At 43.0% G+C, this 23,645-nt stretch carries 21 protein-coding genes; 16 read left to right on the forward strand and 5 right to left on the reverse strand.

The features are described from left to right. Nucleotides 1-109 precede the first annotated feature (109 nt). Nucleotides 110-1,447: a DEAD/DEAH box helicase gene (locus HUN01_RS24400; RefSeq protein WP_181928347.1), complete on the reverse strand. Its 1,338-nt coding sequence runs from the start codon at nucleotides 1,445-1,447 to the stop codon at nucleotides 110-112. A 215-nt stretch (nucleotides 1,448-1,662) separates the two neighbouring features. Between HUN01_RS24400 and infC the strand changes: the two genes are divergently transcribed. Beyond that, nucleotides 1,663-2,175: a translation initiation factor IF-3 gene (infC, locus tag HUN01_RS24405; protein WP_181928348.1), complete on the forward strand. Its 513-nt coding sequence runs from the start codon at nucleotides 1,663-1,665 to the stop codon at nucleotides 2,173-2,175. A 267-nt stretch (nucleotides 2,176-2,442) separates the two neighbouring features. Here infC and HUN01_RS24410 read toward each other — a convergent pair whose 3' ends face one another. Next, nucleotides 2,443-3,057 (reverse strand): TetR/AcrR family transcriptional regulator, encoded by a 615-nt coding sequence (locus HUN01_RS24410; RefSeq protein ID WP_181928349.1) that lies wholly within the window; start codon nucleotides 3,055-3,057, stop codon nucleotides 2,443-2,445. Between the two features lie 219 nt (nucleotides 3,058-3,276). Between HUN01_RS24410 and HUN01_RS24415 the strand changes: the two genes are divergently transcribed. The 8 genes from HUN01_RS24415 (at nucleotide 3,277) to HUN01_RS24450 (ending at nucleotide 13,201) form a co-directional block, all read left to right on the forward strand. Next, the gene (locus HUN01_RS24415; protein ID WP_181928350.1) at nucleotides 3,277-4,584 is read left to right on the forward strand and encodes an ABC exporter membrane fusion protein; all 1,308 of its coding nucleotides are present in this window, start codon (nucleotides 3,277-3,279) and stop codon (nucleotides 4,582-4,584) included. Further along, a complete protein-coding gene (gene devC, locus HUN01_RS24420; RefSeq protein ID WP_181928351.1) occupies nucleotides 4,581-5,756 on the forward strand; it encodes an ABC transporter permease DevC in 1,176 nt (391 codons plus the stop codon). Before HUN01_RS24415 ends, devC (HUN01_RS24420) begins: the two co-directional genes overlap by 4 nt. A gap of 155 nt (nucleotides 5,757-5,911) precedes the next feature. Beyond that, nucleotides 5,912-6,616 (forward strand): DevA family ABC transporter ATP-binding protein, encoded by a 705-nt coding sequence (locus HUN01_RS24425; protein WP_181928352.1) that lies wholly within the window; start codon nucleotides 5,912-5,914, stop codon nucleotides 6,614-6,616. 1,128 nt (nucleotides 6,617-7,744) lie between these two features. Continuing rightward, nucleotides 7,745-8,941 carry an ABC exporter membrane fusion protein gene (locus tag HUN01_RS24430; protein ID WP_420832818.1) on the forward strand — a complete coding sequence of 399 codons (1,197 nt, stop codon included), beginning with the start codon at nucleotides 7,745-7,747 and terminating at the stop codon, nucleotides 8,939-8,941. Nucleotides 8,942-9,044: 103 nt separating this feature from the next. Beyond that, complete coding sequence (devC, locus tag HUN01_RS24435; RefSeq protein WP_181928354.1) at nucleotides 9,045-10,217, forward strand: ABC transporter permease DevC; 1,173 nt, start codon at nucleotides 9,045-9,047, stop codon at nucleotides 10,215-10,217. An 88-nt stretch (nucleotides 10,218-10,305) separates the two neighbouring features. Further along, on the forward strand, nucleotides 10,306-11,004 hold the full coding sequence (locus HUN01_RS24440) for a DevA family ABC transporter ATP-binding protein (RefSeq protein ID WP_181928355.1): 699 nt from the start codon (nucleotides 10,306-10,308) through the stop codon (nucleotides 11,002-11,004). 600 nt (nucleotides 11,005-11,604) lie between these two features. Continuing rightward, nucleotides 11,605-12,540: a M23 family metallopeptidase gene (locus HUN01_RS24445; protein ID WP_181928356.1), complete on the forward strand. Its 936-nt coding sequence runs from the start codon at nucleotides 11,605-11,607 to the stop codon at nucleotides 12,538-12,540. A gap of 121 nt (nucleotides 12,541-12,661) precedes the next feature. Continuing rightward, nucleotides 12,662-13,201 (forward strand): late competence development ComFB family protein, encoded by a 540-nt coding sequence (locus HUN01_RS24450; protein WP_179068053.1) that lies wholly within the window; start codon nucleotides 12,662-12,664, stop codon nucleotides 13,199-13,201. 280 nt (nucleotides 13,202-13,481) lie between these two features. On the opposite strand, the gene HUN01_RS24455 is transcribed toward HUN01_RS24450, so the two are convergent. Next, nucleotides 13,482-14,114, reverse strand: coding sequence for a L,D-transpeptidase (locus HUN01_RS24455; RefSeq protein WP_181932803.1), 633 nt, complete (start codon nucleotides 14,112-14,114; stop codon nucleotides 13,482-13,484). A gap of 696 nt (nucleotides 14,115-14,810) precedes the next feature. Between HUN01_RS24455 and HUN01_RS24465 the strand changes: the two genes are divergently transcribed. From HUN01_RS24465 to HUN01_RS24475, 3 genes are all read left to right on the forward strand, one after another. Continuing rightward, nucleotides 14,811-14,963, forward strand: coding sequence for a hypothetical protein (locus HUN01_RS24465; RefSeq protein WP_181928357.1), 153 nt, complete (start codon nucleotides 14,811-14,813; stop codon nucleotides 14,961-14,963). Between the two features lie 368 nt (nucleotides 14,964-15,331). Beyond that, nucleotides 15,332-15,988 (forward strand): sigma-70 family RNA polymerase sigma factor, encoded by a 657-nt coding sequence (locus tag HUN01_RS24470; protein WP_181928358.1) that lies wholly within the window; start codon nucleotides 15,332-15,334, stop codon nucleotides 15,986-15,988. A 157-nt stretch (nucleotides 15,989-16,145) separates the two neighbouring features. Next, entirely contained in the window at nucleotides 16,146-16,760 is a 615-nt protein-coding gene (locus HUN01_RS24475) for an anti-sigma factor family protein (RefSeq protein WP_181928359.1), read from the forward strand. 16 nt (nucleotides 16,761-16,776) lie between these two features. Here HUN01_RS24475 and HUN01_RS24480 read toward each other — a convergent pair whose 3' ends face one another. Continuing rightward, the gene (locus tag HUN01_RS24480; RefSeq protein ID WP_181928360.1) at nucleotides 16,777-17,232 is read right to left on the reverse strand and encodes a gamma-glutamylcyclotransferase family protein; all 456 of its coding nucleotides are present in this window, start codon (nucleotides 17,230-17,232) and stop codon (nucleotides 16,777-16,779) included. 156 nt (nucleotides 17,233-17,388) lie between these two features. Between HUN01_RS24480 and leuS the strand changes: the two genes are divergently transcribed. From leuS to HUN01_RS24495, 3 genes are all read left to right on the forward strand, one after another. Continuing rightward, on the forward strand, nucleotides 17,389-20,010 hold the full coding sequence (gene leuS / locus HUN01_RS24485) for a leucine--tRNA ligase (protein ID WP_181932804.1): 2,622 nt from the start codon (nucleotides 17,389-17,391) through the stop codon (nucleotides 20,008-20,010). 175 nt (nucleotides 20,011-20,185) lie between these two features. Continuing rightward, complete coding sequence (locus HUN01_RS24490) at nucleotides 20,186-20,518, forward strand: DUF433 domain-containing protein (protein WP_181928361.1); 333 nt, start codon at nucleotides 20,186-20,188, stop codon at nucleotides 20,516-20,518. A gap of 3 nt (nucleotides 20,519-20,521) precedes the next feature. Next, nucleotides 20,522-20,863 carry a DUF5615 family PIN-like protein gene (locus tag HUN01_RS24495; protein WP_181928362.1) on the forward strand — a complete coding sequence of 114 codons (342 nt, stop codon included), beginning with the start codon at nucleotides 20,522-20,524 and terminating at the stop codon, nucleotides 20,861-20,863. 579 nt (nucleotides 20,864-21,442) lie between these two features. On the opposite strand, the gene HUN01_RS24500 is transcribed toward HUN01_RS24495, so the two are convergent. Further along, nucleotides 21,443-21,616 carry a hypothetical protein gene (locus tag HUN01_RS24500; protein WP_181928363.1) on the reverse strand — a complete coding sequence of 58 codons (174 nt, stop codon included), beginning with the start codon at nucleotides 21,614-21,616 and terminating at the stop codon, nucleotides 21,443-21,445. 599 nt (nucleotides 21,617-22,215) lie between these two features. On the opposite strand from HUN01_RS24500, the gene HUN01_RS24505 reads away from it, so the two are divergent. After that, a complete protein-coding gene (locus HUN01_RS24505; RefSeq protein WP_181928364.1) occupies nucleotides 22,216-23,367 on the forward strand; it encodes a pyridoxal-phosphate-dependent aminotransferase family protein in 1,152 nt (383 codons plus the stop codon). Nucleotides 23,368-23,645: the final 278 nt, after the last annotated feature.

Here is a 23,645-nt window from a genome sequence, read left to right on the forward strand (position 1 = left end):
CACTGCGGTCTTGGGGGTTTCCCCCATGAGCAAGTGGCGTGGATTTAGGGGGATCTAAAACTTTTGATACCGACAAGAGGACTTTTCAAACATCCTCTAAGAACGAAGATCAGCGATCGCGTTTCGCAGAACGGCGCGATGCGGAAGAACGATTACGATTATCACCATTCGTGGCAGGTGGCGCTGCCTTACGTTTAGCCGATGTCTGTGGTAGCGGTTTAGCAGTCCGAGCCGGACGCTTATCACCTCCAGTTTTGGCTCTGTGTTGCCGTCCATTTGCGATTGGTTCAGCCTTGATGTCGGGGTTGGGGCCAAAGCCATCAACCACTTCCTTTGGTAAGCGCTGCTCGATCAGTTTTTCAATATCTGTCAATAGATGCTGTTCATCAACGCACACCAGCGACACGGCTTCACCTGATGCACCAGCGCGACCGGTGCGACCAATGCGATGAACATAATCTTCTGGTACATTGGGCAAATCGAAGTTAACTACATGGGGCAGTTCGCTGATATCAAGACCCCTAGCAGCAATGTCCGTCGCCACCAATACTTGTAATGTGCCATTTTTGAACTTTGCTAGAGCATTAGTACGCACCGGCTGGCTCTTATTACCGTGAATTGCCAGTGCTTGAATCCGGTCTTCACCCAACTGCTTAACCAAACGGTCAGCACCATATTTAGTGCGAGTGAACACTAGCACTTGATACCAATTATCTCGCCGAATCAAGTGAGCAAGTAATTGACGTTTCTTGTCACGGTCTACCTGGTAAACTTTCTGGGCGATCGTTTCGGCGGTAACGTTGCGGCGTGCTACCTCAATCATCTTCGGGTTATTGAGCAGTCCGGCGGCTAGTGCCTTAATTTTGTCTGAGAAAGTAGCGAAAAATAGCAAATTCTGTCGCTGTTTGGGCAGAAGTGAAAGGATGCGGCGGATATCATGAATAAAGCCCATGTCCAACATCCGATCTGCTTCATCCAGCACTAAAACCTCAATATGCGACAGGTTGAGCGTCCCCTGCTGTACGTGGTCTAGTAGTCGCCCTGGAGTAGCGACCAAAATATCTACTCGACCCCTCAAACGCTGTTTTTGCAGATTAATACCGACTCCGCCAAACATCACCATTGAGTTTAGATTTAAGTACTTGCCATACTCGCGCACGCTTTCTTCCACTTGTGCAGCGAGTTCGCGAGTCGGGGTGAGAATTAGCGCCCGAATTGGTGGGTATCCATTAGATGTACCTTTGCCCTTGTTGGACGACAAACGATGCAAAAGCGGTAGGGTAAAACTAGCGGTCTTTCCAGTGCCAGTTTGTGCGCCAGCTAACAAATCGCTACCAGATAATACAGCGGGAATCGCCTGCATCTGGATTGGCGTGGGTTCCGTGTACCCTCGTTCGGTAACGGCACGGATAATTTCATTGGACAAGCCGAGATGAGAAAAAGACATAAGACTCCAAAAATAACATCGGCCTGTCGCCAATGAGGCGTCAGTCTTAGGCGGACGGATAAAAAATTATTGAAAGGCTGGATGGGCAGTAGCGCCAAGACTGAGAGCGAGTGCCGCAGTACTTAATCTTAACAGATTGCCGTCTATTGTGTTGTTAAAGTTGCTCTGATTCAGTGTTGTGTTAAATTGGCATTACCTGCTTGTAAAGCAAAGTATTGAACAAATGGGAGAAATTCATTATCGCAATCCAAAAGCAACTGATTAATTCACAAATCAAGTCACCTAGTGTCTTCTTGATTGACCATGAGAATAACAATCGTGGTCTGATTGACACCAATGAGGCGCTACAGCTAGCTGAAAGCTTAGAGCTTGACTTAGTTGTAGTCTCCCAAGGTAAAGACGCTCCGATCGCGAAGATTCTCAACTATGGGAAGCTTCAGTATCAAAAGAAAAAACGTCAGAGCCAGAGTGCTAGACCTACGGTAAAGGAAGTTAGGTTCGGTCTAAACGTGGGTGTCGCTGATTACAATTTACGTATTGAGAAAGCAGTTCAGTGGTTGAGTAAAGGCGATTCAGTCAAGTTTGCCATCCGTTTACGAGGCCGAGAACATCAATATCGTGACCAAGCAGGAGAACTGCTAGACCGAATTGCCAATGATCTCAGTCAAGTAGGTAAAATCCAGTCACTGGATAAACGCGCACTAATTGTTCAAGTCATTCCTGCCTAGTTATCTTGCGATCGCTGGAGGATGTATTTGTGGCAGCTTGTAAGAAACCAAATAAGCCGGAGACAGTACTGTAACTTCTATAGAAAAAATAATGAAGATTGTTCAGTGCTGAGTTAAAAGACCGTCCATACAATAGTTGGGGCATTTACTAAGTACATAAGTACTAAGTAATTTTTTAATTAAATCAGCACTGAGTATAGTCAACTGTTACTCAAGGTGAATTTGACCTTCTGACCAAACAAGCGCCACACGCCGGGATCTAACCAATCAATCGGCGCGTTTAGTGATTAAGTGTATCAAGGCATCAATCAAGCGATCGCTTTCCATTGGTATAATATCTCTCCCATGCATCACATCCTGAGTAATATGAAAATGCACTAACGCTCCTAAAAGAATTCTTGCTGTTGCCTCTGGGTCAGGTATATTTAGCTCAGGAGCGGCCAAGTATTGAGTGAGAGTTTCCGCCACTGGCTTAATCATCGCTCGGACACAAATTTGAGCTAACTCAGGAAAACGACCAGATTCCCCTATTAATACTCGCATAAATGCAGTATGTTCTTGGTCGCTATTCATCAAATCTAATGCTTTAGTACCTAAGTGATGTAGTACGGCTGCTGGTTCTTTGCCAATAGGTTCTGTGCCAAAAATAGAGTTATTCTTTTTGCTCGCCAGTTGCTCTAACAGTACTTTAAAAAGTCCTTCTTTATCTTGAAAGTGGCTGTAGACTGTCGCTTTAGAAACACCTGCTGCTACTGCTACTCGATCCATACTTGTACCAGCATAACCATTTTGGAGAAACTCTTGCATTGCCCCTTGCAGAATTTGCTCCACTTTATCAACGGAATTATCGCGATCAACTTCGTCAGATTTAATGCGTACCATTTATTAATCATCCTCTCTTATAAACAATTTTAATAGATGTGGCAATTTACCCTACGTCATTAATCCCAGTCCTGACAAGCATTCTGGTTTATAACTCAAGGCAAGCTGATTAAATTGAGAATTCTACCTTTGTGCTATTGACTAAACTACTCCGTTTAGTTTAGCATGAATTGAACTGAACAGTTTAGTACAAGTTGCTAATGGGGAAAGGTGAACACTATGGTGCAGAACTGGAAACTAGAGGATTTAAAGTCTCCCCAAAATCTTTTGCGATCGCCAACTACACTAGCAATAATTACATCTCTACTAATAGGCGGAGTTAGTGTTTACACGGTACTAAAGTTCCAGGCTACCGCCAATGAGAAGCAAATAGCGCCAGTAGCTGTTCAGCCAGTAGTAAAAACAGTTACAGCATTGGGACGCTTAGAACCAAATGGAGAAGTTATAAAACTGTCTGCAACTTCTTCGACAGAAGGAAGTCTGCTTCAGAAGCTATTGGTGAAAGAAGGCGATCGCGTCCAAGCTGGACAGGTAATTGCCATTATGGATAGTCGCGATCGCTTGCAAGCAAGTTTAGTTGAAGCCCAAAAACAAGTTCAAGTTGCCAAATCCAACCTTGACCAGGTAAAAGCGGGAGCAAAACAGGGAGAAATTGGAGCAAAACAAGCTGCTGTCAGCCGTCTGCAAGTCGAATTAGAAGGAAATGTCAAAACTCAGCAAGCCACAATTGATCGCCTAGAAGCAGACTTGCAAGGACAACGAGAGAGTTTACAAGCAACGGTGGATCGGGTTGCAGCCGAAAAGCGGAACGCTCAAGTAGATGTGCAACGCTACGAAGCTTTATACAAAGCAGGGGCAATTTCTAGTCAGCAAGCCGATCAAAAACGCTTGAGTGCAGAAACTTCTACTCAGCAGGTAATCGAAAACCAAGCCAATAAGACAAGAACTGTAGCTACTTTAGAACAGCAAATTAAAGAAGCCAAAGCGAACCGCAACCAAACCCTCGCTAGCTTGCAACAGCAGATTAACGAAGCCAAAGCCACCCTTAACCAAACCGCTGAAGTCCGTCCTACAGATATTGCCAACGCTCAAGCAGAGGTAGACAGCGCTCAAGCGACTGTGGCAAAAATTAAAGCGCAACTTAATCAGGCTTATGTCCGCGCACCGGATGCGGGACAAATTCTGAAGATTAATACAAGGGCTGGAGAAACCGTTTCTAATGACGGGATTGTGGAACTAGGTCGAACCGACCAGATGTATGCAGTCGCAGAAGTTTACCAAAGTGATATTAACAAAGTGCGATCGGGGCAACGGGTCAAGGTAATAAGCGATTCCCTCCCCGGAGAATTACAGGGAACCGTCGATTGGATGGGGATGCAGGTACAGCGGCAAAATCTCGTCAACAGTGACCCCTCTAGCAATATTGACGCCAGAGTAGTGGAAGTACATGTGCGACTAGATGAAGTATCTAGCGTCAAAGCTGCAAAGTTTACCAACCTACAAGTAAAGGCGGTAATTGAACTGTGATTGGATTTATTCAACAACTGCGGCAGCGAACCCCCCTGGGATGGTTGCAACTGAGTCATGAAAAAAGCCGTCTATTGGTAGCATTGGGAGGCATTGCTTTCGCTGATATTCTTATGTTCATGCAGCTAGGGTTTCAGACCGCCTTATTTGAAAGTAATACTAAGTTGCACAACAGTATCCAGGCTGATATTTTTCTAGTTAGTCCTCAAGCCCGTAACGTGTTAAATGCGTCCACCTTTACGCGGCGGCGGCTGTATCAGGCAATGGATGTACAAGGGGTGAAGTCCGCAGAACCAATGTATGTCAACATTGTCGATTGGAAGAATCCTAAAACACGCCAAAAGACATCTGTGCTAGTTATCGGGATCAATCCTGAAAAGCAAGCGTTTGACTTACCGGATGTGAACAGCCAGATAGATCGGGTGAAGCTACCAGATACCCTTCTGTTCGATCGCGCCTCTAGAGGAGATTATCAAGAAGCGATCGCTCAAGTTGCACAAGGGAAACCTGTGACAACTGAAATTGACCGCCGGACAATTACCATTAGCGGCTTATTTTCAATCGGGGCTTCCTTTGCGGCTGATGGCAACCTGATTACCAGCGACCAGAATTTCTTGCGGCTATTTCCTAAACGAGAAGCAAGTAGTGTCAGTATAGGTTTGATTCAACTAGAACCAGGCTATGATCCCAAACAAATCAAAGCAGCTTTAGAATCTCATTTAGATGATGATATTAAAGTTTTAACCAAAGCAGAATTTATCGAATTTGAAACAGATTATTGGAAAAAAAATACAGCCATCGGGTTTATCTTCAGCCTGGGTGTAGGAATGGGGTTTATGGTAGGCGTGATTATCGTCTATCAAGTTCTTTCTACAGATGTGAATTCCCATCTCAAAGAATACGCCACTTTCAAAGCAATGGGCTATAACAATTTCTATTTATTAGGCGTGGTGTTTGAAGAGGCAATAATTTTGGCAATCTTGGGCTTTATTCCAGGAGCGATCGCACCTTTAGGACTTTATGCTTTAACTCGCAATGCCACCAATTTACCACTCTATATGACGGTAGCGCGAGCCACCACAGTGTTAATACTAACAATGATTATGTGTATTATTTCTGGTGCGATCGCCACTCGGAAATTACAGTCCGCTGACCCCGCAGATATGTTTTAAAAACTGTCATTAGTCATTAGTCATTAGGACTTACGGAGACTCTAGGAATTATTCTCTACGACAGCGAAATTAGCAATTTTGGCGTAAGTCTTGGTAATAAAAAATGACTAAGAACAAAGGACAAATGACAATCATCAGGAATAATCGAGCTATTTATGACTAGTCAATCCGTTATCTCTGTTAAAAATCTCGACCACTATTTTGGTAATGGTCAACTCCGTAAGCAAGTTCTTTTTGATATCAACCTGGATATTAACGCTGGCGAAATTATTATTATGACTGGGCCTTCTGGTTCTGGTAAAACGACACTTCTCACCTTAGCAGGCGGCTTGCGTTCTGCCCAATCCGGTAGTTTGCAGATATTGGGACAAGAACTTTGTGGCGCTAGTACAGGACAACTTACCCAAGTGCGACGCAATAATGGTTATATTTTCCAAGCGCACAACTTGCACGGTAGCCTGACAGTACTCCAGAACGTCAGAATGGGCTTGGAAGTGCATAATAATATTTCACCAGCAGAAATGAAAACCCGGTCAGCCCAAATGTTAGAGGAGGTAGGATTAGGAAATCGCCTCAATTATTATCCTGATGATTTATCTGGGGGACAAAAACAAAGAGTTGCGATCGCTCGTGCATTGGTTGGTCGTCCTAAAATTGTTTTAGCAGATGAACCTACCGCCGCCCTTGACAGCAAATCGGGACGAGATGTGGTTAACCTCATGCAAAAACTAGCTAAAGAGCATGACTGTACCATTCTCTTGGTTACTCATGACAACCGCATTCTAGATATTGCCGATCGCATCGTCTATATGGAAGATGGCAAGTTAGTAAATGATCGTGCTGTTGTTGCAGCCAGTTAAACTACTAAGTAAGTAGGCGAGAATAAATCAAAGTAGATTAAGTAATGTAAAAAATCTTGAAATTATTTCGTAGTAAGGACTTTAGTCCTCAAATGAGGGCTGTTCGCGTTGGCGGAGCCTCTCGTAGAGAAGCGTTCCCGCAGGGGGTAGCCCCCACTACAAACCTTGAATTATTCATGCCGCTCTACTTAGACCTTCCAGTAAATTTCTAACGACCGATTTTAGATTAAGCTTACTACTCCGTATTGCATCCAAATGATAGATTTTAAATATCCCTTAACTTTTGAAAGTATCGGATAAAAATATCATAATTTTTGAGTGGAAATAACTCTAAGTTTTAAGTAGACATAATTTAGTCTCTAACTATGTTTGGTAGATTAATTATCATACCTGCGATCTGGTTGTTATATAGAATTAATCATTAAAAGTTGAAGTTATTCATAATCTTGACAAAAAATACTTATTTTATTAACTTAATTTGATTCTGATTGTTGGCGCTGTTACAAATCATAATTTTGAAAACGCTTACTATACCTGAATACTTTCATAAACCAAAGGTAGTTTCACAGGAAAACAAATCTCTCAATCAGTAGAATAATTTGTTATTTTCCTATCCAGATAAATACCTGATGTAACTAAAATGTCAACAATTTACAATTTTGTTATGGACTGTTAGGGACTTCCAAATAAAAAAACATCCCAAATTTTCTTGTGGGATGGTTGTCCCCACCACTGGTGTCAACTTAACGCGAAACCGCACGTCCGCCAGGGATTGTAAATCCCTGTCTCATAGTTAAAGTCCTCTTCAGAGGACTTTAGAGCGCAAAAATTTTCAGTCTACTTCAGTAGACTTGAGCAATTAGTCAGGGATTTACAATCCCTGGCGGGTGAACAACACCCAATCAGTACGCTATTTTTGGCTTAAGTTGACACCAATGGTGTCCCCACCCGTCCCAGATTTAGGGCGCTCATGTTGCCTACCCCACAAAATGGATAATTTATTTCTTGGAAGTCCCTTAAGTGATAAATCAACAATAACTGACTTAAGAAGTAGTAATTAGCAAACAATTACGGATAAAAGCCTAATTTGTTCTTTTTTCTGCGCCACTAGTTAAGAGGTAATCTATGGTGCGAAACTCAAAGCTAGGGTACAGAACGTTCCCTAAGTCTATTCTGCGTCCATCTGTTGCTATAGGTATAATTGCATCTTTATTGATTGGCGGAATAAGTTTTTATATAGTAAAACGCTGGCAAAATTATGTAAATCCAGAGACACAAGTGCCAGCAACACAATTGCCACAGTTAAAAACGGTAACAGCTTTAGGGCGGCTCGAACCACAGGGGAAAGTAATTAAACTCTCTGCTGCGGTGTCTGCGGAAGGAAGCCGGGTAGAAAAGTTGTTGGTGAAGGAGGGGGATAGAGTAAAAGCAGGACAATTGATCGCAATTTTGAACAGCCGCGATCGCTTGCAAGCAGCATTAAAAGAAGCGCAGGAAGAGGTAAAAGTAGCCCAGGCAAACCTAAACCGCACCCAAGCAGGTGCTAAACGTGGTGAAATTGCTGCCCAAAAAGCTGCGATCGCTCGTTTAGAGGCAGAACGCCAAGGTGATCTTAATGCCCAAGCCGCGACAATTGAGCGATTCCAAGCCGAAGTGCGTAACGCCCAAGCAGAAGACGAACGTTATCAGCAACTATATCAACAAGGCGCAATTTCCGCTTCTCAACGGGATAGTAAGCGTTTAAACTTGGAAACCGCCCAAAAAAGCTTGCAAGAAGCACAGTCACTATTAAATCGTACCCAATCAACTAGTCAGCAACAAGTTAAACAAGCTACAGCCACGCTTGATGAAATTGCCGAAGTGCGCGGAGTGGATGTAGAAGCAGCTAAAGCAGAAGTCAATCGTGCCGTAGCAGCGATGAATCTGGCAAAAGTTAATCTTAATCAGGCTGAGGTGCGATCGCCTCAAAATGGACAGGTCTTTGAGATCCATACCCATCCTGGGGAATTAGTATCAAATGATGGCATTGCAGATATCGGCCAAACCAGCCAGATGTATGTCATAGCCGAAGTCTACGAAAGCGATATCGGCAAAGTGCATTCAGGGCAGCAAGTACGAGTATTTGGTGATTACCTCCCGATCGAATTACAGGGAATCGTAGATCGCAAAGGTTTGCAAGTGCGACGACAGAATGTCATCAACACAGATCCCGTCAGCAATATCGACAACAGAGTAGTAGAAGTCCATATCCGACTAGATGAAGCTTCCAGCCGAAAAGCTGCCACCTTAACCAATATGCAAGTTAAGGCAGTAATTGAATTGTGAAATTTGTCATTAGTCATTAGTCATTAGTCATTGGTTATTAATTCTTCTTCGTTACTCCCTCATCTCCCTTGTCCCCTAATCCCCCCACTCCTCACTTCTTATCATGGGATTGATTAAACAACTGCGACGGCGAACTCCTCTAGGATGGCTGCAACTGAATCATGAAAAAAGCCGTCTCTTCGTGGCATTGTCAGGTATTGCCTTTGCGGATCTTCTGATGTTCATGCAGTTAGGCTTTCAAACTGCATTGTATGACAGTAACACCAGATTACATCGCAGTTTGCAAGCAGACATTGTTTTAACAAGTCCCCAAGCCCGTAACTTGCCAAGCTTGTCTACATTTTCTCGTCGGCGACTTTACCAAGCAATGGATATACCAGGGGTGAAGTCAGCCGAACCAATGTATTTCAATAATGCAATCTGGAAAAATCCCCAAACACACCGTGAGACAGGGGTGCTAGTTATCGGCTTTAACCCAGACAAGCCAGCCTTTGACTTACCAGATGTTAACCAGCAATTGCAAACGATCAAAATGCCAGATACCGTTTTGTTTGATCGTGGTGCAAGAGGAGATTATCAAAAAGCGATCGCTCAAATTGACCAAGGAAAAACCCTGACTACAGAAATAGAACGGCGCACCATTACTATTAGTGGCTTATTCCAAGTCGGGGCTTCCTTTGGTTCTGATGGCAACCTGATTACCAGCGATCAGAATTTTTTGCGGCTATTTTCTGGGCGACAGTCCAGCAGTGTCAGTCTAGGTTTGATTGTTCTTAAACCAGGCTATGAACCGAAAAAAGTAGCAGCAATGCTCAAAGCCTACCTGAGAGATGATGTCAGAGTATTAACCCACGCCGAATTTATTGAATTTGAAAATAACTTCTGGAGAACAAATTCACCCATTGGGTTTATTTTCAGCCTGGGTGTATCGATGGGCTTTGTCGTAGGCGTGATCATCGTCTATCAAGTCCTTTCCACCGATGTTAATGCCCATGTTCGGGAATACGCCACCTTCAAAGCAATGGGATATCGCAATTACTACCTGCTAGGTGTGGTACTTGAAGAATCGTTGATCTTGGCAGCACTCGGCTTCTTCCCTGGATTGGGAGTATCTTTAGCACTTTACCAACTGACTCGCAGTGCCACAAATTTGCCCATGTACATGACTGCGATTCGGGCATTACAGGTATTAGTGCTGACTATCATTATGTGTACAATTTCCGGTGCGATCGCCACCCGCAAACTCCAAGCCGCCGATCCTGCTGATATGTTCTAAATTTGTCATTTGTCATTTGTCATTGGTCATTTGCAAATGACAAAGGACAAATGACCAATGACGATCATCACGAGTAATCAAGCTATTTATGACTAGTCAACCCGTCATCTCTATTAAAAATCTCGACCACTATTTTGGTCATGGCTCACTCCGCAAGCAAATTCTATTTAACATCAACTTAGAGATTAACGCTGGTGAAATTATTATCATGACTGGGCCCTCTGGTTCTGGCAAGACTACCTTACTGACCTTAGTAGGTGGATTGCGTTCTGCCCAATCTGGTAGTTTGCGGGTGTTAGGACGAGAACTTTGTGGCACTAGTGCTGAACAACTAGTGCAGGCGCGACGCCGTAATGGTTATATTTTCCAAGCACATAACTTGCATGGTAGTTTGACGGCACTCCAAAACGTCAAAATGGCTTTGGAATTGCACAAATATCTTGGGTTAAAAAAGATGCGAGCTAGGTCAGCCCAGATGTTAGAACAGGTAGGATTAGGAAATCATTTGCATTACTATCCTGATAAACTGTCTGGGGGACAAAAACAAAGAGTAGCGATCGCTCGTGCCCTAGTCAGTCATCCTCAAATAATCCTTGCGGATGAACCCACCGCCGCCCTTGACAGTCAATCGGGACGAGATGTAGTCAATCTCATGCAAAAACTGGCAAAAGAACAAAGCTGCACCATCTTGATGGTTACTCATGACAACCGCATCCTAGATATTGCCGATCGCATCGTTAACATGGAAGATGGCAAACTTAAGTCAAAAGTAATACTATCAGCCTAAAGTTGATCAGCGTATTCCATCATGTAAAGTTGATTTATAAAGTAAATCTTAAGTGTGGCGTGACTATACTAAAATTTGTGCATTATTTTTATGGTTTTTTGGCGTTAAAGCGCTACTAAGAGCAAATTTTAAGATATTTACATTATTTAATATAGTTTAATTTATCCTCGCGGACTTACTTACCTAGTTTAAGTAATTTCCCCATACCGATTTCAACCTAACAGTGTGATATTAGTGTCCAGTTGAAAAAGTGTCCAGTTGATTCCAAGATTTCCTTCAAGTATCATTATGTAATGAGTATAATTACAACGAGTTTCCTTTGTTGCCTAACAAGTGAAACATATAGCAAGCCACAAGAGCGTTTTTGCCATCAATCTAGTTAAATTTTATGCTCATTATCGATGTCATACACATTAATTATTAGAGTTAATACCAATTCACTAATAATTACAGATAAAATCATTCGCCCTTGCAATCCATAAGTACTTAGAGAATTTCCTAACATTTATGGTTTACAACAACATCGGCTTCAAGCAGGAAACACTAGTAATAATAAGCTAGTCTATTTTCTAACACAAGCAAGGGTTTTTTTGTAGTTCTATGATTATTGAGAATAGCGCTAGTAGTTCAAACAAAAAGTTGCTCGGCTTTGATGTCAAAACCTTGACAGCCAACCGTCGTGCAATAAATGTGTTAAAGGGAATATTTGCTGTTCTCCCAATCGCTTTGGCATTGCCTGTAGATGCTTTAGAAGTAAAAGTGACTCCAACTAATCCTAAATTAGGGGATACACTCTCGGTGGAGATCAATCTAGATAATCCAGATAATGGTACAAATCCAACAGTAGCTAGTGGTAATAATACATACCCAGCTTTTGAAATCGCACCCAATCAGTATCGGGCTTTTGTTCCCACAACTCCACTAGAAAAATCTGGAACTAGAACACTTCGGGTTGCAGGGGATGGTCAAGTACAAAACTTAGCAGTGAATGTGCTTAATCGCAAGTTCCCCGTACAACGCATTACTTTGCCACCTGGCAAAGCTGGAGTGAAGGCTACAGAGCATGAACTTCAGCGTGTGGCAGCTTTTAAGGCACTACAAACACCAGAAAAGTATTGGAATGGAATATTCCTGAGGCCAAATGCAGGGCGAATGAGTACAACCTATGGTGTACGTCGCTACTATAATGGTACATTTGCAAATGACTACTATCATCGTGGTCTTGACTACGCTGGTGCTGCCGGTTCATCCGTAATTGCCCCAGCCGCTGGGCGAGTTGCTTTGGTAGGTAGGGTATCCCAAGGGTTTCGGGTTCATGGTAACGTAGTTGGCATTGACCACGGTCAAGGAGTAACCAGTATTTTCATGCACCTTAGTCGTATTAACGTTAAAGAAGGTGATTTTGTGAAAGCTGGTCAACTAATTGGCGCAGTAGGTTCAACAGGTGCTTCTACGGGGCCACATTTACACTGGGGTTTGTATGTCAACGGACAATCTGTTGATCCAACACCTTGGCGAACTAAGGTCTTTAACTAGTAGAGGCGGAGTTGATCACGTCTGTGAATAATTTGTGTATTTTTTGCTGAGAATTAGACAAAACAAATTGGATTGATACCGTCCCTACCTTGCTTGGCTAACATAAATGATGATAAGCGTTATGAGTATCGAAAAAATTGTAGAACAAGCTCTCCAGGATGGTTATTTGACACCAGCAATGGAAGCAGAAGTCGGTAGAATCTGTGACAACGCCTCGGAACTCTCAATTGAAGAGTATATGGCGCTGGATCGGCTGATGGGTGCGCTATTGACTGGTGAGGTAGTGGCGGTACCTCGCAAACAATTCATTAACGTTATGGAAGAATTGGTACTGACGGAAGCGATCGCACGAGTCGCAGAAATTGAAGCTACCAGCGAAAGTTCTCTGGATGTCGGGGATATTGCCGCTTACGCTCTCAATCGCCTACCACCTCTGTATGCTACTACAGAAGAGGGTGCTAACTTTCAGCGCCAAACTGCTCAGGCACAACTGCAAGACTTAATTTCTCAGCAAGTAAGTGAGGCGATCAACCGTTACCTAGATCGACCCAATTTCTTCCCAGAACGGCAAGCCTTGGGCAAAAACACTGGCAATGAGGTTGTACGCCAAGTTAGTGCTTTACTCCAGACATACGCACCTAACTTTGAGCAAAAATTATAATTTTAAGAGTCATTGGTCATTGGTCATTGGTCATTAGTCATTGCCACTAAGATAAGTACAAAGTTTTGCGTTGCCTAGTTCCCAGCCTCCAGGCTGGGAACACCATTCCTTGAGGCTCCGCCTCCTCTTTCTTAATGAGAGGCATCAGCCGTCTTAGAATACATTCCCAATCTGAAGACTGGGAACGAGGTTACACAAGCCTTTCGGCTTTTATTAGTGCCACTCAGTCATTTGTTTTAGACAAATGACAAATGACAAATGACAAATGACTCTTAATAAATTAATCACGTACTACCACTGCTGTACCTAAACTCACTTGGTCATACAATAATCGGACATCAGAATTACGCATCCTTAAACAGCCGTGGGATACAGCCGTTCCTACCAGGTCAATTTCCGGCGTCCCATGAAAGCCAATTTCATTCCGTCCATCTGTCCAAAAACCAATCCATCTGTCTCCCAAAGGGCTATCCGTACCAGCTTCAAATACTTTGCCCGTAATTGGGTGACGCCAGATTGGATAGTGTCGCATGTGGATTATCTGGAAAGAACCTGTAGGCGTTTCCCAACCTTTCTTACCTATAGCAATTGGGTAGCTGGCTATCACCTCATCCCCTGCGTATACATAAGTGCGGCGATCACTTAAATCAACTACCACTTGCGTCTTGGCATCTGCCAGCTTATTAGATGCTACTTGCTGGGCTGAAGCCTTAGACCATAGAGCTTTTGGCCAGCTATCTGCAACTGGATTTTGTCTTTCTGCTTGTGCCACCAGCTGCGTCTTAGTTGGTAGGTCGGTTGCTCTAGCGATATTCTTCTTAATGGTTTGAGGCTGAGTTTGAGGCTTAATAGTAGAAGGCTTAAATGTAGATGCCTTTCGATTAGTTACTTTCGCTACAGGTTTCTTAATTATTTTCGACTTAGTTTGAGACTTACCACCAGAAGACCTGAGTGTAGCAGCCTTCCGAGTCGTTGCTTTGGCTACATTCTTCTTAATTGTTTTTGACTTAGTTTGAGGCTTAAGAGCAGAGGGCTTTGTTGTAAATTCCCTCTTCTGGGCAGTTGAGCCTTGGGTCACTTCACCAGGTGGCATAGAAGATGCGCCCATAGCAATTTCCCCTAAACTCACTTGAGAAAGATTCTTGTAGACTCCCTCTGGGCGGCTTCCCTTGGGATTGCTTAGGGTAGAATCTCGCCGCATCGAAGTAGATGCAGTCTTCTCAAACTGCCGTTCCGCCGTAGTAATGCGCCAATGGACACCTAAAGATAGAAATGCTGTGCCAAAACAGAGCAACATTACCATCCGCCCTACAGATTCATTTCTTAGCATTGCCATCGCCTATTGTTTATCCCTGACATATCCAGCCGAGCAATTGAATGTGTTCATCATCCTATTATCAAAAATTTATCAATACTTATCATTTCTGCTATAAATCTGCCAACACCTCTGGGCAAACTAAGACTATGCGAATTGTCCCAGCTGCAAAACTTCAAGTGAGAAACCTGATTATTCAAAAGTTCTGGGGATTGTAAGCCAATACTTGGACTTTTTGGTGGAACTCTTGAAATGTAGCAATCAATCACTAATGGTGTAGGTGGAAGAAAAACCATGTTTGAAAAACTATTGCTAGCAGTCACAATTACATTTTCCCTCAATTTATTTTTTCAAGTTCGCGTACCAGAGCAACATAACTCTAGTGCTGCCTACGGCCCACAACCAGAACAATCAGCAACTATTCTGGTAACAAAATCAAAAAAATAAATCACTATCTTAACAACCACAGCAACCCAACTTCCAGAAATTATTACCTGAATTTTAAAGGTATCAAAAAGTTAGAATTACAAAATTTTTATCTTCATCCTTATAACCAGATTTAATTATTTTTATCAAGCGTATATACCCAGTTGCGAAAATTACTAAAATGTGCATATTATAGTAACTTTGTTAGTTGATGGGTGCAAAGGCAACTATGGGAGCAGTATAAGGAAAAAGTGGCTCTCCTTATTGCTATAAATGTATCCAAAATTGTATGCTTCAGTGTTCCAGTAATAAATCCGTCACCTTAGTATGGAACTTATGTCCCATTAGCAGGTCTAATAGATAGGGATGATTTAGAGCCAGTACGATCTATGAGTCAGTCGATTACTGTATCCTGGTCAACGGTTGATGCAAAGTATCCAGAAGCATCAGTGCAAGTTGACAAACTCCCTAACCACGATTTAATTTTGCGCTGTCAAGCGGGACTGCGACCAGATCGTGTTGCGTTTGCAGAACTATTACGCCGCTATCAAAGTCAAGTTGATCGAGTTCTCTACCACCTGGCTCCAGATTGGGCTGACAGAGCCGATTTGGCTCAAGAAGTTTGGATTCGAGTGTATCGGAATATTAACCGATTACAAGAACCTGCTAAATTTCGGGGCTGGTTAAGCCGTATTGCCACCAACTTGTTTTACGACGAGTTACGGAAACGCAAGCGGGTTATGAGTCCTTTGTCGCTCGATGCTCCCCGCTCCTTAGAGGACGGCGAGATGGATTGGGAAATCGCTGGTGATACTCCAGGGCCTGAAGAAGAACTGACAACTAGAGAATTTTACGAGCAATTGCGGGAAGCGATCGCGGATTTACCAGAAGTTTTTCGTACTACCATCGTCCTGAGAGAAATCGAAGGCATGGCTTATGAAGAAATTGCCGAAATCACTGGAGTTTCCCTAGGAACTGTGAAGTCAAGAATAGCCAGAGCTAGATCGAGATTGCAAGCTCACTTGCAGAATTATCTAGACTCCTAATTTACAGTATCTTGCCTCTGTCGAATGGCAGAATTTAAGCATAGATTAAGAATTACCAGAAAGACGTAGATTACTTCTGCCCTAAGGAGGAAAATTGGCTAATTTTCCCAAATTTCCCGCCCAGTTTACCCGTGTATGAATTGGTAATAATGTTAAGATGACTACTGATTCTCAGTTTTACGACCGTTCACCTTTGCAACTTCCTCAAGATTTGCCAGATGGAATGGCCAAGCATACCAATGAATCAACGGGTCTTATGGATATGGTGAAGCGCGATCGCTTCGAGTTATTGAGTGCTTACCTCGATGGTGAAGTCACAGCTACCGAACGCAAGCAAGTAGAAGAATGGCTGGCAAATGATGCCTCGGTTCAATGCTTGTATGCCCGACTGTTAAAGCTGCGCCAAGGCTTGCGGACGCTCCCAGTGCCAGCAGCCCAAGAGTCCCCAGAAGCAACAGTTCAGAAAGTTTTGACACGTTTGCACCGCCGCTCTCGTCTCAACTGGATGCTGGGAGGTGCAGCCGTTGCTGCTTGTGTGATCGGCGCAGTATCTAGCTTAGTACCTGGCGCTTCGAGAGTACCACAACTGGCACAACGACCACAAACAGAACCGATACAAACATCGTCAGCGTCTATAGTTCCCCCTTCGCCGCTGATGGTGGGACTAAATAACCCGGTAATTGAAATTCCTAAAGCAGCAGTAGCTTCTCCAGAAAATCCGGTTTATCGGGTACAGCCGCAACGCCAGGACTCTAGACAAGACATAAACTAATCACAAAGTTAACAGTTTACAGATCATAACTGTATTTTGCAGTTAAACCTGAGCCACTCCACCAACCGTCAGGTTGGAGGCATCCTCTTAATTGCTCAACTCGGTCTAGAGTCATTAAATAAACCCAAGCCCAACCCAAAGAGAGCGACTGTGAATCGTAAACCTCAATCATTTGTCGATTATAGAGGTTTGCTGTTGGTTGTCTAGTTGGCTGGTAATTTTCCAGCACATCTAATTCATTTAAAATCTTTAGGTTGGGAAAAAAAAGTAAATATCCGTGAACTTGGCTATCTCCTAAAGTCATCGCCGGGTATCCCATTGGTAGAGCAAACAATTTACCTTGTGCAATAGCTAATTTGACATCAACGACTTTACCAGCACAATATCTTTTATAGTTAGCTTCACCTGGTTTGAGCGTGCCATAGACAAAAACCCGCACCAAATCAGAAAATTTTATATTTGATTCAACCATTTAAACTTTCATTAAATGACTTTTGCTATACCCAAAAAGCTAGCAGTTTGGGCATAATCAGGCTGATGCTCAATTGTATAAATCTTTGAGTACTTGACCTACAATATAGGTTAACCTAGCAGGTTAACCTAGACAGACCCAGTAGGAGCATTTTTGGTGGATTCTCGATATAACCCAGCAGCAATTGAGGAAAAATGGCAAAAGACATGGATAGAACTTGGCTTAGATCAGACACCTACAGCTAGCAATAAGCCAAAATTTTACGCTTTATCCATGTTCCCTTATCCATCGGGCAGCCTACACATGGGTCACGTCCGTAATTATACGATTACTGACGTGATTGCCCGCCTCAAGCGAATGCAAGGGTATCGGGTAATACACCCAATGGGTTGGGATGCCTTTGGCTTGCCAGCAGAAAACGCCGCCATTGACCGTGGTGTACCGCCAGCAAAGTGGACTTATCAGAATATGGCCCAGATGCGGCAGCAATTGCAGCGTCTTGGTTTATCCATTGATTGGGAATGTGAACTTGCTACCTGTTCACCAGACTATTACAAGTGGACGCAGTGGATTTTCTTGCAGTTTTTGCAAGCGGGGTTAGCTTACCAAAAAGAAGCAGCGGTAAACTGGGACCCTATAGATCAAACTGTACTGGCAAACGAGCAAGTTGATAACGAAGGACGTTCCTGGCGCAGTGGGGCAATAGTTGAGCGCAAATTGTTACGCCAGTGGTTTTTTAAGATTACCGACTACGCCGAAGAATTACTCAATGACTTACATAAATTGACAGGTTGGCCGGAACGCGTCAAGTCGATGCAGGCAAACTGGATTGGTAAATCTACAGGCGCTTATTTAGAATTTCCTATAGTTGGGATAGATGAAAAAATCGGTGTCTACACCACACGCCCAGATACCGTTTATGGTGTCAGTTACTTGGTGTTAGCACCAGAACATCCTTTAACAAAACGTGTCACTACAAAAGAGCAACAAGCAGCGGTAGAAGTCTTTATTAAAGAAGTTTCCAATCAAAGTGAGTTGGAACGTACCGCTGAAGACAAACCTAAGCGGGGTATCCCCACAGGTGGTAAGGCAATTAACCCATTTACAGGCGAGGAAGTGCCTATTTGGATTGCTGACTATGTACTGTACGAGTATGGTACTGGGGCAGTGATGGGTGTACCGGCACATGATGTTCGGGATTTTAAGTTTGCCAAAAATTACGATTTGCCGATTGATTTTGTCATTGTTTCCCCAGATGATGTGGCAGGTTTTGACTTAACTCCAACATCAGAGAATGATGAAGTCACGCAACTCATCCAAATTGAATATAACCAGGCATACACTGAACCAGGAATTTTAATTAATTCTGGGGCTTTTACTGGTATGGCTTCCACAGAGGCTAAACAAGCAATAATTGAATACGCCGAACAACAAGGTTTTGGTAAAGTGCGGGTGCAATATCGCTTGCGGGATTGGTTAATTTCGCGGCAGCGTTATTGGGGCGCACCCATACCTGTAATTCACTGTCCCAACTGTGGGATAGTGCCAGTTCCTGATAAAGATTTGCCAGTAGAGTTGCCAGAAGAGGTTGAATTTACTGGACGTGGCGGTTCACCTTTGACTCAGTTGGAAAGCTGGGTAAATGTGCCTTGTCCGACTTGTGGCACTCCAGCGAAGCGGGAAACTGACACGATGGATACTTTTATTGATTCCTCGTGGTACTTCTTGCGCTTCCCTGACGCTAAAAATGAACAACAGGTTTTCGATTCCAGTAAAATTAACGACTGGATGCCAGTTGACCAGTATGTGGGTGGAATTGAACACGCAATTTTACATTTGTTGTATTCGCGGTTCTTTACTAAGGTTCTGCGGGACAGAGGGTTACTGAACTTTGACGAACCCTTCCAACGCCTGTTAACTCAAGGTATGGTACAGGGTTTAACTTACCTAAATCCCAAAAAGGGTGGTAAAGATAAATGGATTCCCTCTAATCTAGTAAATTCAGCCGACCCCCGTGACCCCCAGACAGGTGAACCGCTGCAACGTCTCTATGCCACCATGTCTAAATCAAAGGGCAACGGTGTAGCGCCAGAAGATGTAATTTCCAAATACGGTGTAGATACAGCGCGGATGTTCATCTTGTTCAAAGCGCCACCAGAAAAAGATTTGGAATGGGATGAAGCCGATGTGGAAGGACAATCCCGCTTTTTAAATCGGGTTTGGCGTTTGGTGACAGATTATATTGCGGCTGGGGTATCCCGTAAAAAAGCTCAACTCTCTGATTTAACTAAAGCAGAAAAGGAATTACGGCGGGCAATTCATACGGCTATTCAAGCAGTAACGGAAGACGTGGAAGATGAATATCAATTCAACACAGCGATTTCAGAATTGATGAAGCTGAGTAACGCCTTAACTGATGCTGACGGCACAAATTCACCAATTTATGCAGAAGGTATTCGGACTTTGGTGGTTTTACTAGCACCATTTGCACCACACATTGCTGATGAATTGTGGCATTTATTGGGTGAAAGTGATTCAGTTCATACTCAAACTTGGCCATCATTTGACCCGGTTGCTTTGGTAGCTGATGAAATCACTTTAGTGATTCAAGTTATGGGTAAAACTCGCGGCTCGATTCAAGTGCCAGCACAAGCAGATAAAGCAGCGTTGGAAAAATACGCCCGTGAGTCAGAAATTGCCCAGCGTTACATCGAAGGCAAAGAGATTAAAAAGGTAATTGTAGTACCGGGAAAGTTGGTAAATTTTGTAGTTGGTTAAGTAGAGTTTTGCGTAGACTCGTGGCGAATTGAGGGTTGAAATTTAAACGCAGATGCGCTTTGCCTTTCCGCAGGATAGGGCGGCAGAGGATTCGCTACGAATTAATAAAATGTTGTACTTAGCAATCGATAAAATTGTAAATGTAGCCTGAAAAAACATCAGAGGATTTACATCCGTGACACTCAAAGAGTTAGAACAAAAACTTCTTGCCCTCAGTCCTGGTGAAAAATTGCAGGCTATACAGTTACTTGCTCAAAGTCTCGGCAACAATTGGCATTGGCAAGGAATTGAGAAAACTCCTAGAGTCTGTGGTGGAGAGGCTCGCATCACTAAAACTCGTATTCCCGTATGGGTACTTGTGGAAGCTCGCGGTCTTGGATATAGTGATGCTGACCTTTTGACAAGCTATCCAACCATTACAGCTACAGACTTAGCCAATGCTTGGGTATATGCAGAAACTCATGCCGATGAAATCGAATTGGCAATTGAGCGTAATGAGGCAGCCTAGTTGATGGCACGATTCTACGCAGATGAGCAGTTTCCGTTCCCAGTTGTGGAATTATTACGCGCTTTGGGACATGATGTTTTGACAGTTCAAGAAGCAGAAAATGCAGGTCAACGTATAACCGATGAGGAAGTGCTAGCATTTGCTATAAGTCAAAAACGCTCGATATTAACTATCAACAGAGATGATTTTATCCGTTTGCATCGTCGTGATTCTAACCACTTCGGTATTATTGCTTGCACGAACCATCGTAATTGGGAAAAGTTTGCAGCACGGATAGATGAGGCTGTGACAGCAGGAGAACCTTTGCAAGGAAAACTAATTCGTGTGGTACGTCAAGTCAATTAAAAAGGATTTGACGGATGGCACGGATGTTAAATCCATTAATTATGTGTTGTAAGAAGTACTGTTACAGTAATTTTATAAGAAGAATTCAGAACTCAGGAGTCAGAATTCAGAATTGAATTCTGTACGACTGGGTAATGAATATTGGTTTAAAACCTTGCCCGCAAGTGGCGCGAAAAAAATTAAAATATTCTCACCTTAAAACTCTATCCCTTTATGGGTAGAGTATTCTGAATTCTGACTTCTGTTTTATTTATACACGAAAAAGCGCTTGAGAGTTTTGCTCACTCAAGCGCTTTCCCGTAAAAGCTTATACCAACTCACTCGTTTGATGCAACATTTGAAATCTGCAACATTCCCTGAGGAGGGAGCATTACGGGGATAACTTGTGACAAACATGTGGTGAAATGGTATCACTCCTTGCACTAACTAAGAATATCTCTTTTGCAAGAATACCGGGGATCTGGTGAGTGACAGTTTATGAACTGAACACTAGTTAAAAACGACTCACCATGAATAGTAATTAAAAAGACTAGGCACGATTGTAGCAATTTTGTAAGTGTTAGTATAAAAACTTATAATTTATAACGTAGGCGTAGCCCGTTTTAGGCATCGCTTTCCACTAAGTTCAACATCATAACATACAGCAATTAGTAGCATAAATATCTCAACTTCTGTGGCAAATAAATCGCTATTGAGTAAGCCAGAAAAGTCTTGGATATTAGCATCGAAGTGATTTGGACTGAAATAAATCATCGCCTCCTTTTATAGATGGAGGTATTCTTTAAAGAATGGCAACCTAAGAACAAATTTTCGCCCCAAGTACATTGAAAAGTTTGGGTTGGGTATCTTCTATCTCTTAGCAAACGGTAACATCCAAGTCTTCCGCATAGTGTAGGTGGTTACTTCCTTCGTGGAAGCAAAACATTGCTTTTTCACCGACTATTCCCGCGATATTCAAAACTATTTCGTCTGTTTTTATCAAAACCGCCGCAGCGAATTATGGGTAAGATTTAAGAATTGATCATATCCGCGCCTCATCTAGATAGACGTTTGTTTCACCCTTAGCTAAAATAGCCTCTCCCCTATGAGCAAACGCCTTAACCTGGCGTCTAGGTGTGTGGTAAGATTGCCTGGAACAAAGGTTTTATCTGAGTTAGAGTCTCTGTATAAATTGGAAAGTTCAAGCTGACCGAACAGTAACTCTCATGATACTTTTCCTATAGATTTGGAAAATATACAGCAAGGCTGGTGACAAACTGTGTGTAATCTGTAGATGAATATCTAGGATTTGCTATCAGACTGAACCAACTTTCCACAATTTTGACTTTTATTTGACTTTTAGGATAGGACACATGAACGATAAGCTGATGCTGATGATTCCTGGCCCAACCCCGGTGCCAGAAGCTGCCTTACTGGCATTAGCCAAGCATCCGATTGGGCATCGTACCAGTGAATTTAGCAACATATTGGCAGAGGTGACGGAAAACCTCAAATGGCTGCACCAAACTCAAAGTGATGTATTGACGCTGAATGTCAGTGGTACTGGTGCTGTAGAAGCTGGAATAATTAATTTCCTCTCTCCAGGCGATCGCATTTTAGTTGGCTCTAATGGTAAATTTGGTGAACGCTGGGTAGAAGTTGGTCAAGCCTACGGTTTGAATGTAGAAGAAGTTAAGGTGGAATGGGGAAAACCCTTAGACCCCGCAGTATTTGCTGAAAAACTCCAAGCAGATACCCAAAAGCAAATTAAAGCCGTAATTATTACCCACAGCGAAACATCAACAGGTGTGTTGAATGACCTAGAAACTATCAACCGCCACGTCAAAGAACACGGTGAAGCTTTAATTATCGTTGATGCTGTAACCAGCTTGGGTGCGTTCAATCTACCCGTGGATGCTTGGGGTTTGGATATAGTCGCCTCCGGTTCCCAAAAAGGTTATATGATTCCGCCGGGATTGGGTTTTGTCTCTGTTAGTCCCAAGGCTTGGGAAGCTTACAAAACTGCGAAGTTACCAAAATATTATTTGGACTTAGGCAAATATCGTAAAGCCACAGCCAAAAATACAACCCCATTTACTCCGCCTGTGAACTTGATTGTAGCGTTACACACCACGTTGCGAATGATGAAAGAGGAAGGCTTGGAGTCAATATTTGCTCGACATGAACGGCTGAAAAATGCTACCCGCGCCGCCATTCAAGGGTTAAACTTACCCCTGTTTGCAGCAGATAGTTCCGCTAGTCCAGCGATTACGGCTGTAGCACCACAAGGAATTGAACCTGATAAGATTCGGTCATTGATGAAAAAACGCTTTGATATCGCCCTAGCAGGTGGTCAAGACCATTTGAGCAACAAAATTTTTCGCATTGGTCACTTGGGTTTTGTGAGCGATCGCGATATCTTAAGCTGTATAGCATCCTTAGAAGTTACCCTCTCAGAACTTGGTTACGAAGACTTTACCCCTGGTTCTGGTGTAGCAGCAGCAGTTAGAGTGTTTACACAATAGTCAAGTCATTGGTCATTGGTCATTAGCAAAGGACAAAGGACAAATTAAAAGAGCGAGTTGATAATTTAACTCGCTCTTTTAATCTGTATATAAATGAGTAGAAACCGCCAGAGTCAATAGATTCAGATATCAACTTTTGCACAACGTAGAGTTGATGTGACATGGCTCAATTCTCCTAAATCATACCGAGTTGTCATAGATAGTATTATTTGCTCCCGAAACAGTAGCACAGCATCTTTGACACCAAAGAAACTAACTTTGTCAACTTAGTATGATAC

The sequence above is a fragment of the Nostoc edaphicum CCNP1411 genome (assembly GCF_014023275.1).
GTDB lineage: Bacteria > Cyanobacteriota > Cyanobacteriia > Cyanobacteriales > Nostocaceae > Nostoc > Nostoc edaphicum_A.

What these genes read in the sequence shown, in the direction of transcription:
- HUN01_RS24400 (WP_181928347.1), bottom strand. Translation starts at nt 1,447, where the DNA reads ATGTCTTTTTCTCATCTCGGCTTGTCCAATGAAATTATCCGTGCCGTT.
- HUN01_RS24425 (WP_181928352.1), top strand. Translation starts at nt 5,912, where the DNA reads ATGACTAGTCAATCCGTTATCTCTGTTAAAAATCTCGACCACTATTTT.
- HUN01_RS24475 (WP_181928359.1), top strand. Translation starts at nt 16,146, where the DNA reads ATGACTACTGATTCTCAGTTTTACGACCGTTCACCTTTGCAACTTCCT.
- HUN01_RS24445 (WP_181928356.1), top strand. Translation starts at nt 11,605, where the DNA reads ATGATTATTGAGAATAGCGCTAGTAGTTCAAACAAAAAGTTGCTCGGC.
- HUN01_RS24465 (WP_181928357.1), top strand. Translation starts at nt 14,811, where the DNA reads ATGTTTGAAAAACTATTGCTAGCAGTCACAATTACATTTTCCCTCAAT.
- HUN01_RS24440 (WP_181928355.1), top strand. Translation starts at nt 10,306, where the DNA reads ATGACTAGTCAACCCGTCATCTCTATTAAAAATCTCGACCACTATTTT.
- HUN01_RS24500 (WP_181928363.1), bottom strand. Translation starts at nt 21,616, where the DNA reads ATGATTTATTTCAGTCCAAATCACTTCGATGCTAATATCCAAGACTTT.
- HUN01_RS24480 (WP_181928360.1), bottom strand. Translation starts at nt 17,232, where the DNA reads ATGGTTGAATCAAATATAAAATTTTCTGATTTGGTGCGGGTTTTTGTC.
- devC (WP_181928354.1), top strand. Translation starts at nt 9,045, where the DNA reads ATGGGATTGATTAAACAACTGCGACGGCGAACTCCTCTAGGATGGCTG.
- HUN01_RS24470 (WP_181928358.1), top strand. Translation starts at nt 15,332, where the DNA reads ATGAGTCAGTCGATTACTGTATCCTGGTCAACGGTTGATGCAAAGTAT.
- HUN01_RS24505 (WP_181928364.1), top strand. Translation starts at nt 22,216, where the DNA reads ATGAACGATAAGCTGATGCTGATGATTCCTGGCCCAACCCCGGTGCCA.
- HUN01_RS24415 (WP_181928350.1), top strand. Translation starts at nt 3,277, where the DNA reads ATGGTGCAGAACTGGAAACTAGAGGATTTAAAGTCTCCCCAAAATCTT.
- HUN01_RS24450 (WP_179068053.1), top strand. Translation starts at nt 12,662, where the DNA reads ATGAGTATCGAAAAAATTGTAGAACAAGCTCTCCAGGATGGTTATTTG.
- HUN01_RS24495 (WP_181928362.1), top strand. Translation starts at nt 20,522, where the DNA reads ATGGCACGATTCTACGCAGATGAGCAGTTTCCGTTCCCAGTTGTGGAA.
- HUN01_RS24410 (WP_181928349.1), bottom strand. Translation starts at nt 3,057, where the DNA reads ATGGTACGCATTAAATCTGACGAAGTTGATCGCGATAATTCCGTTGAT.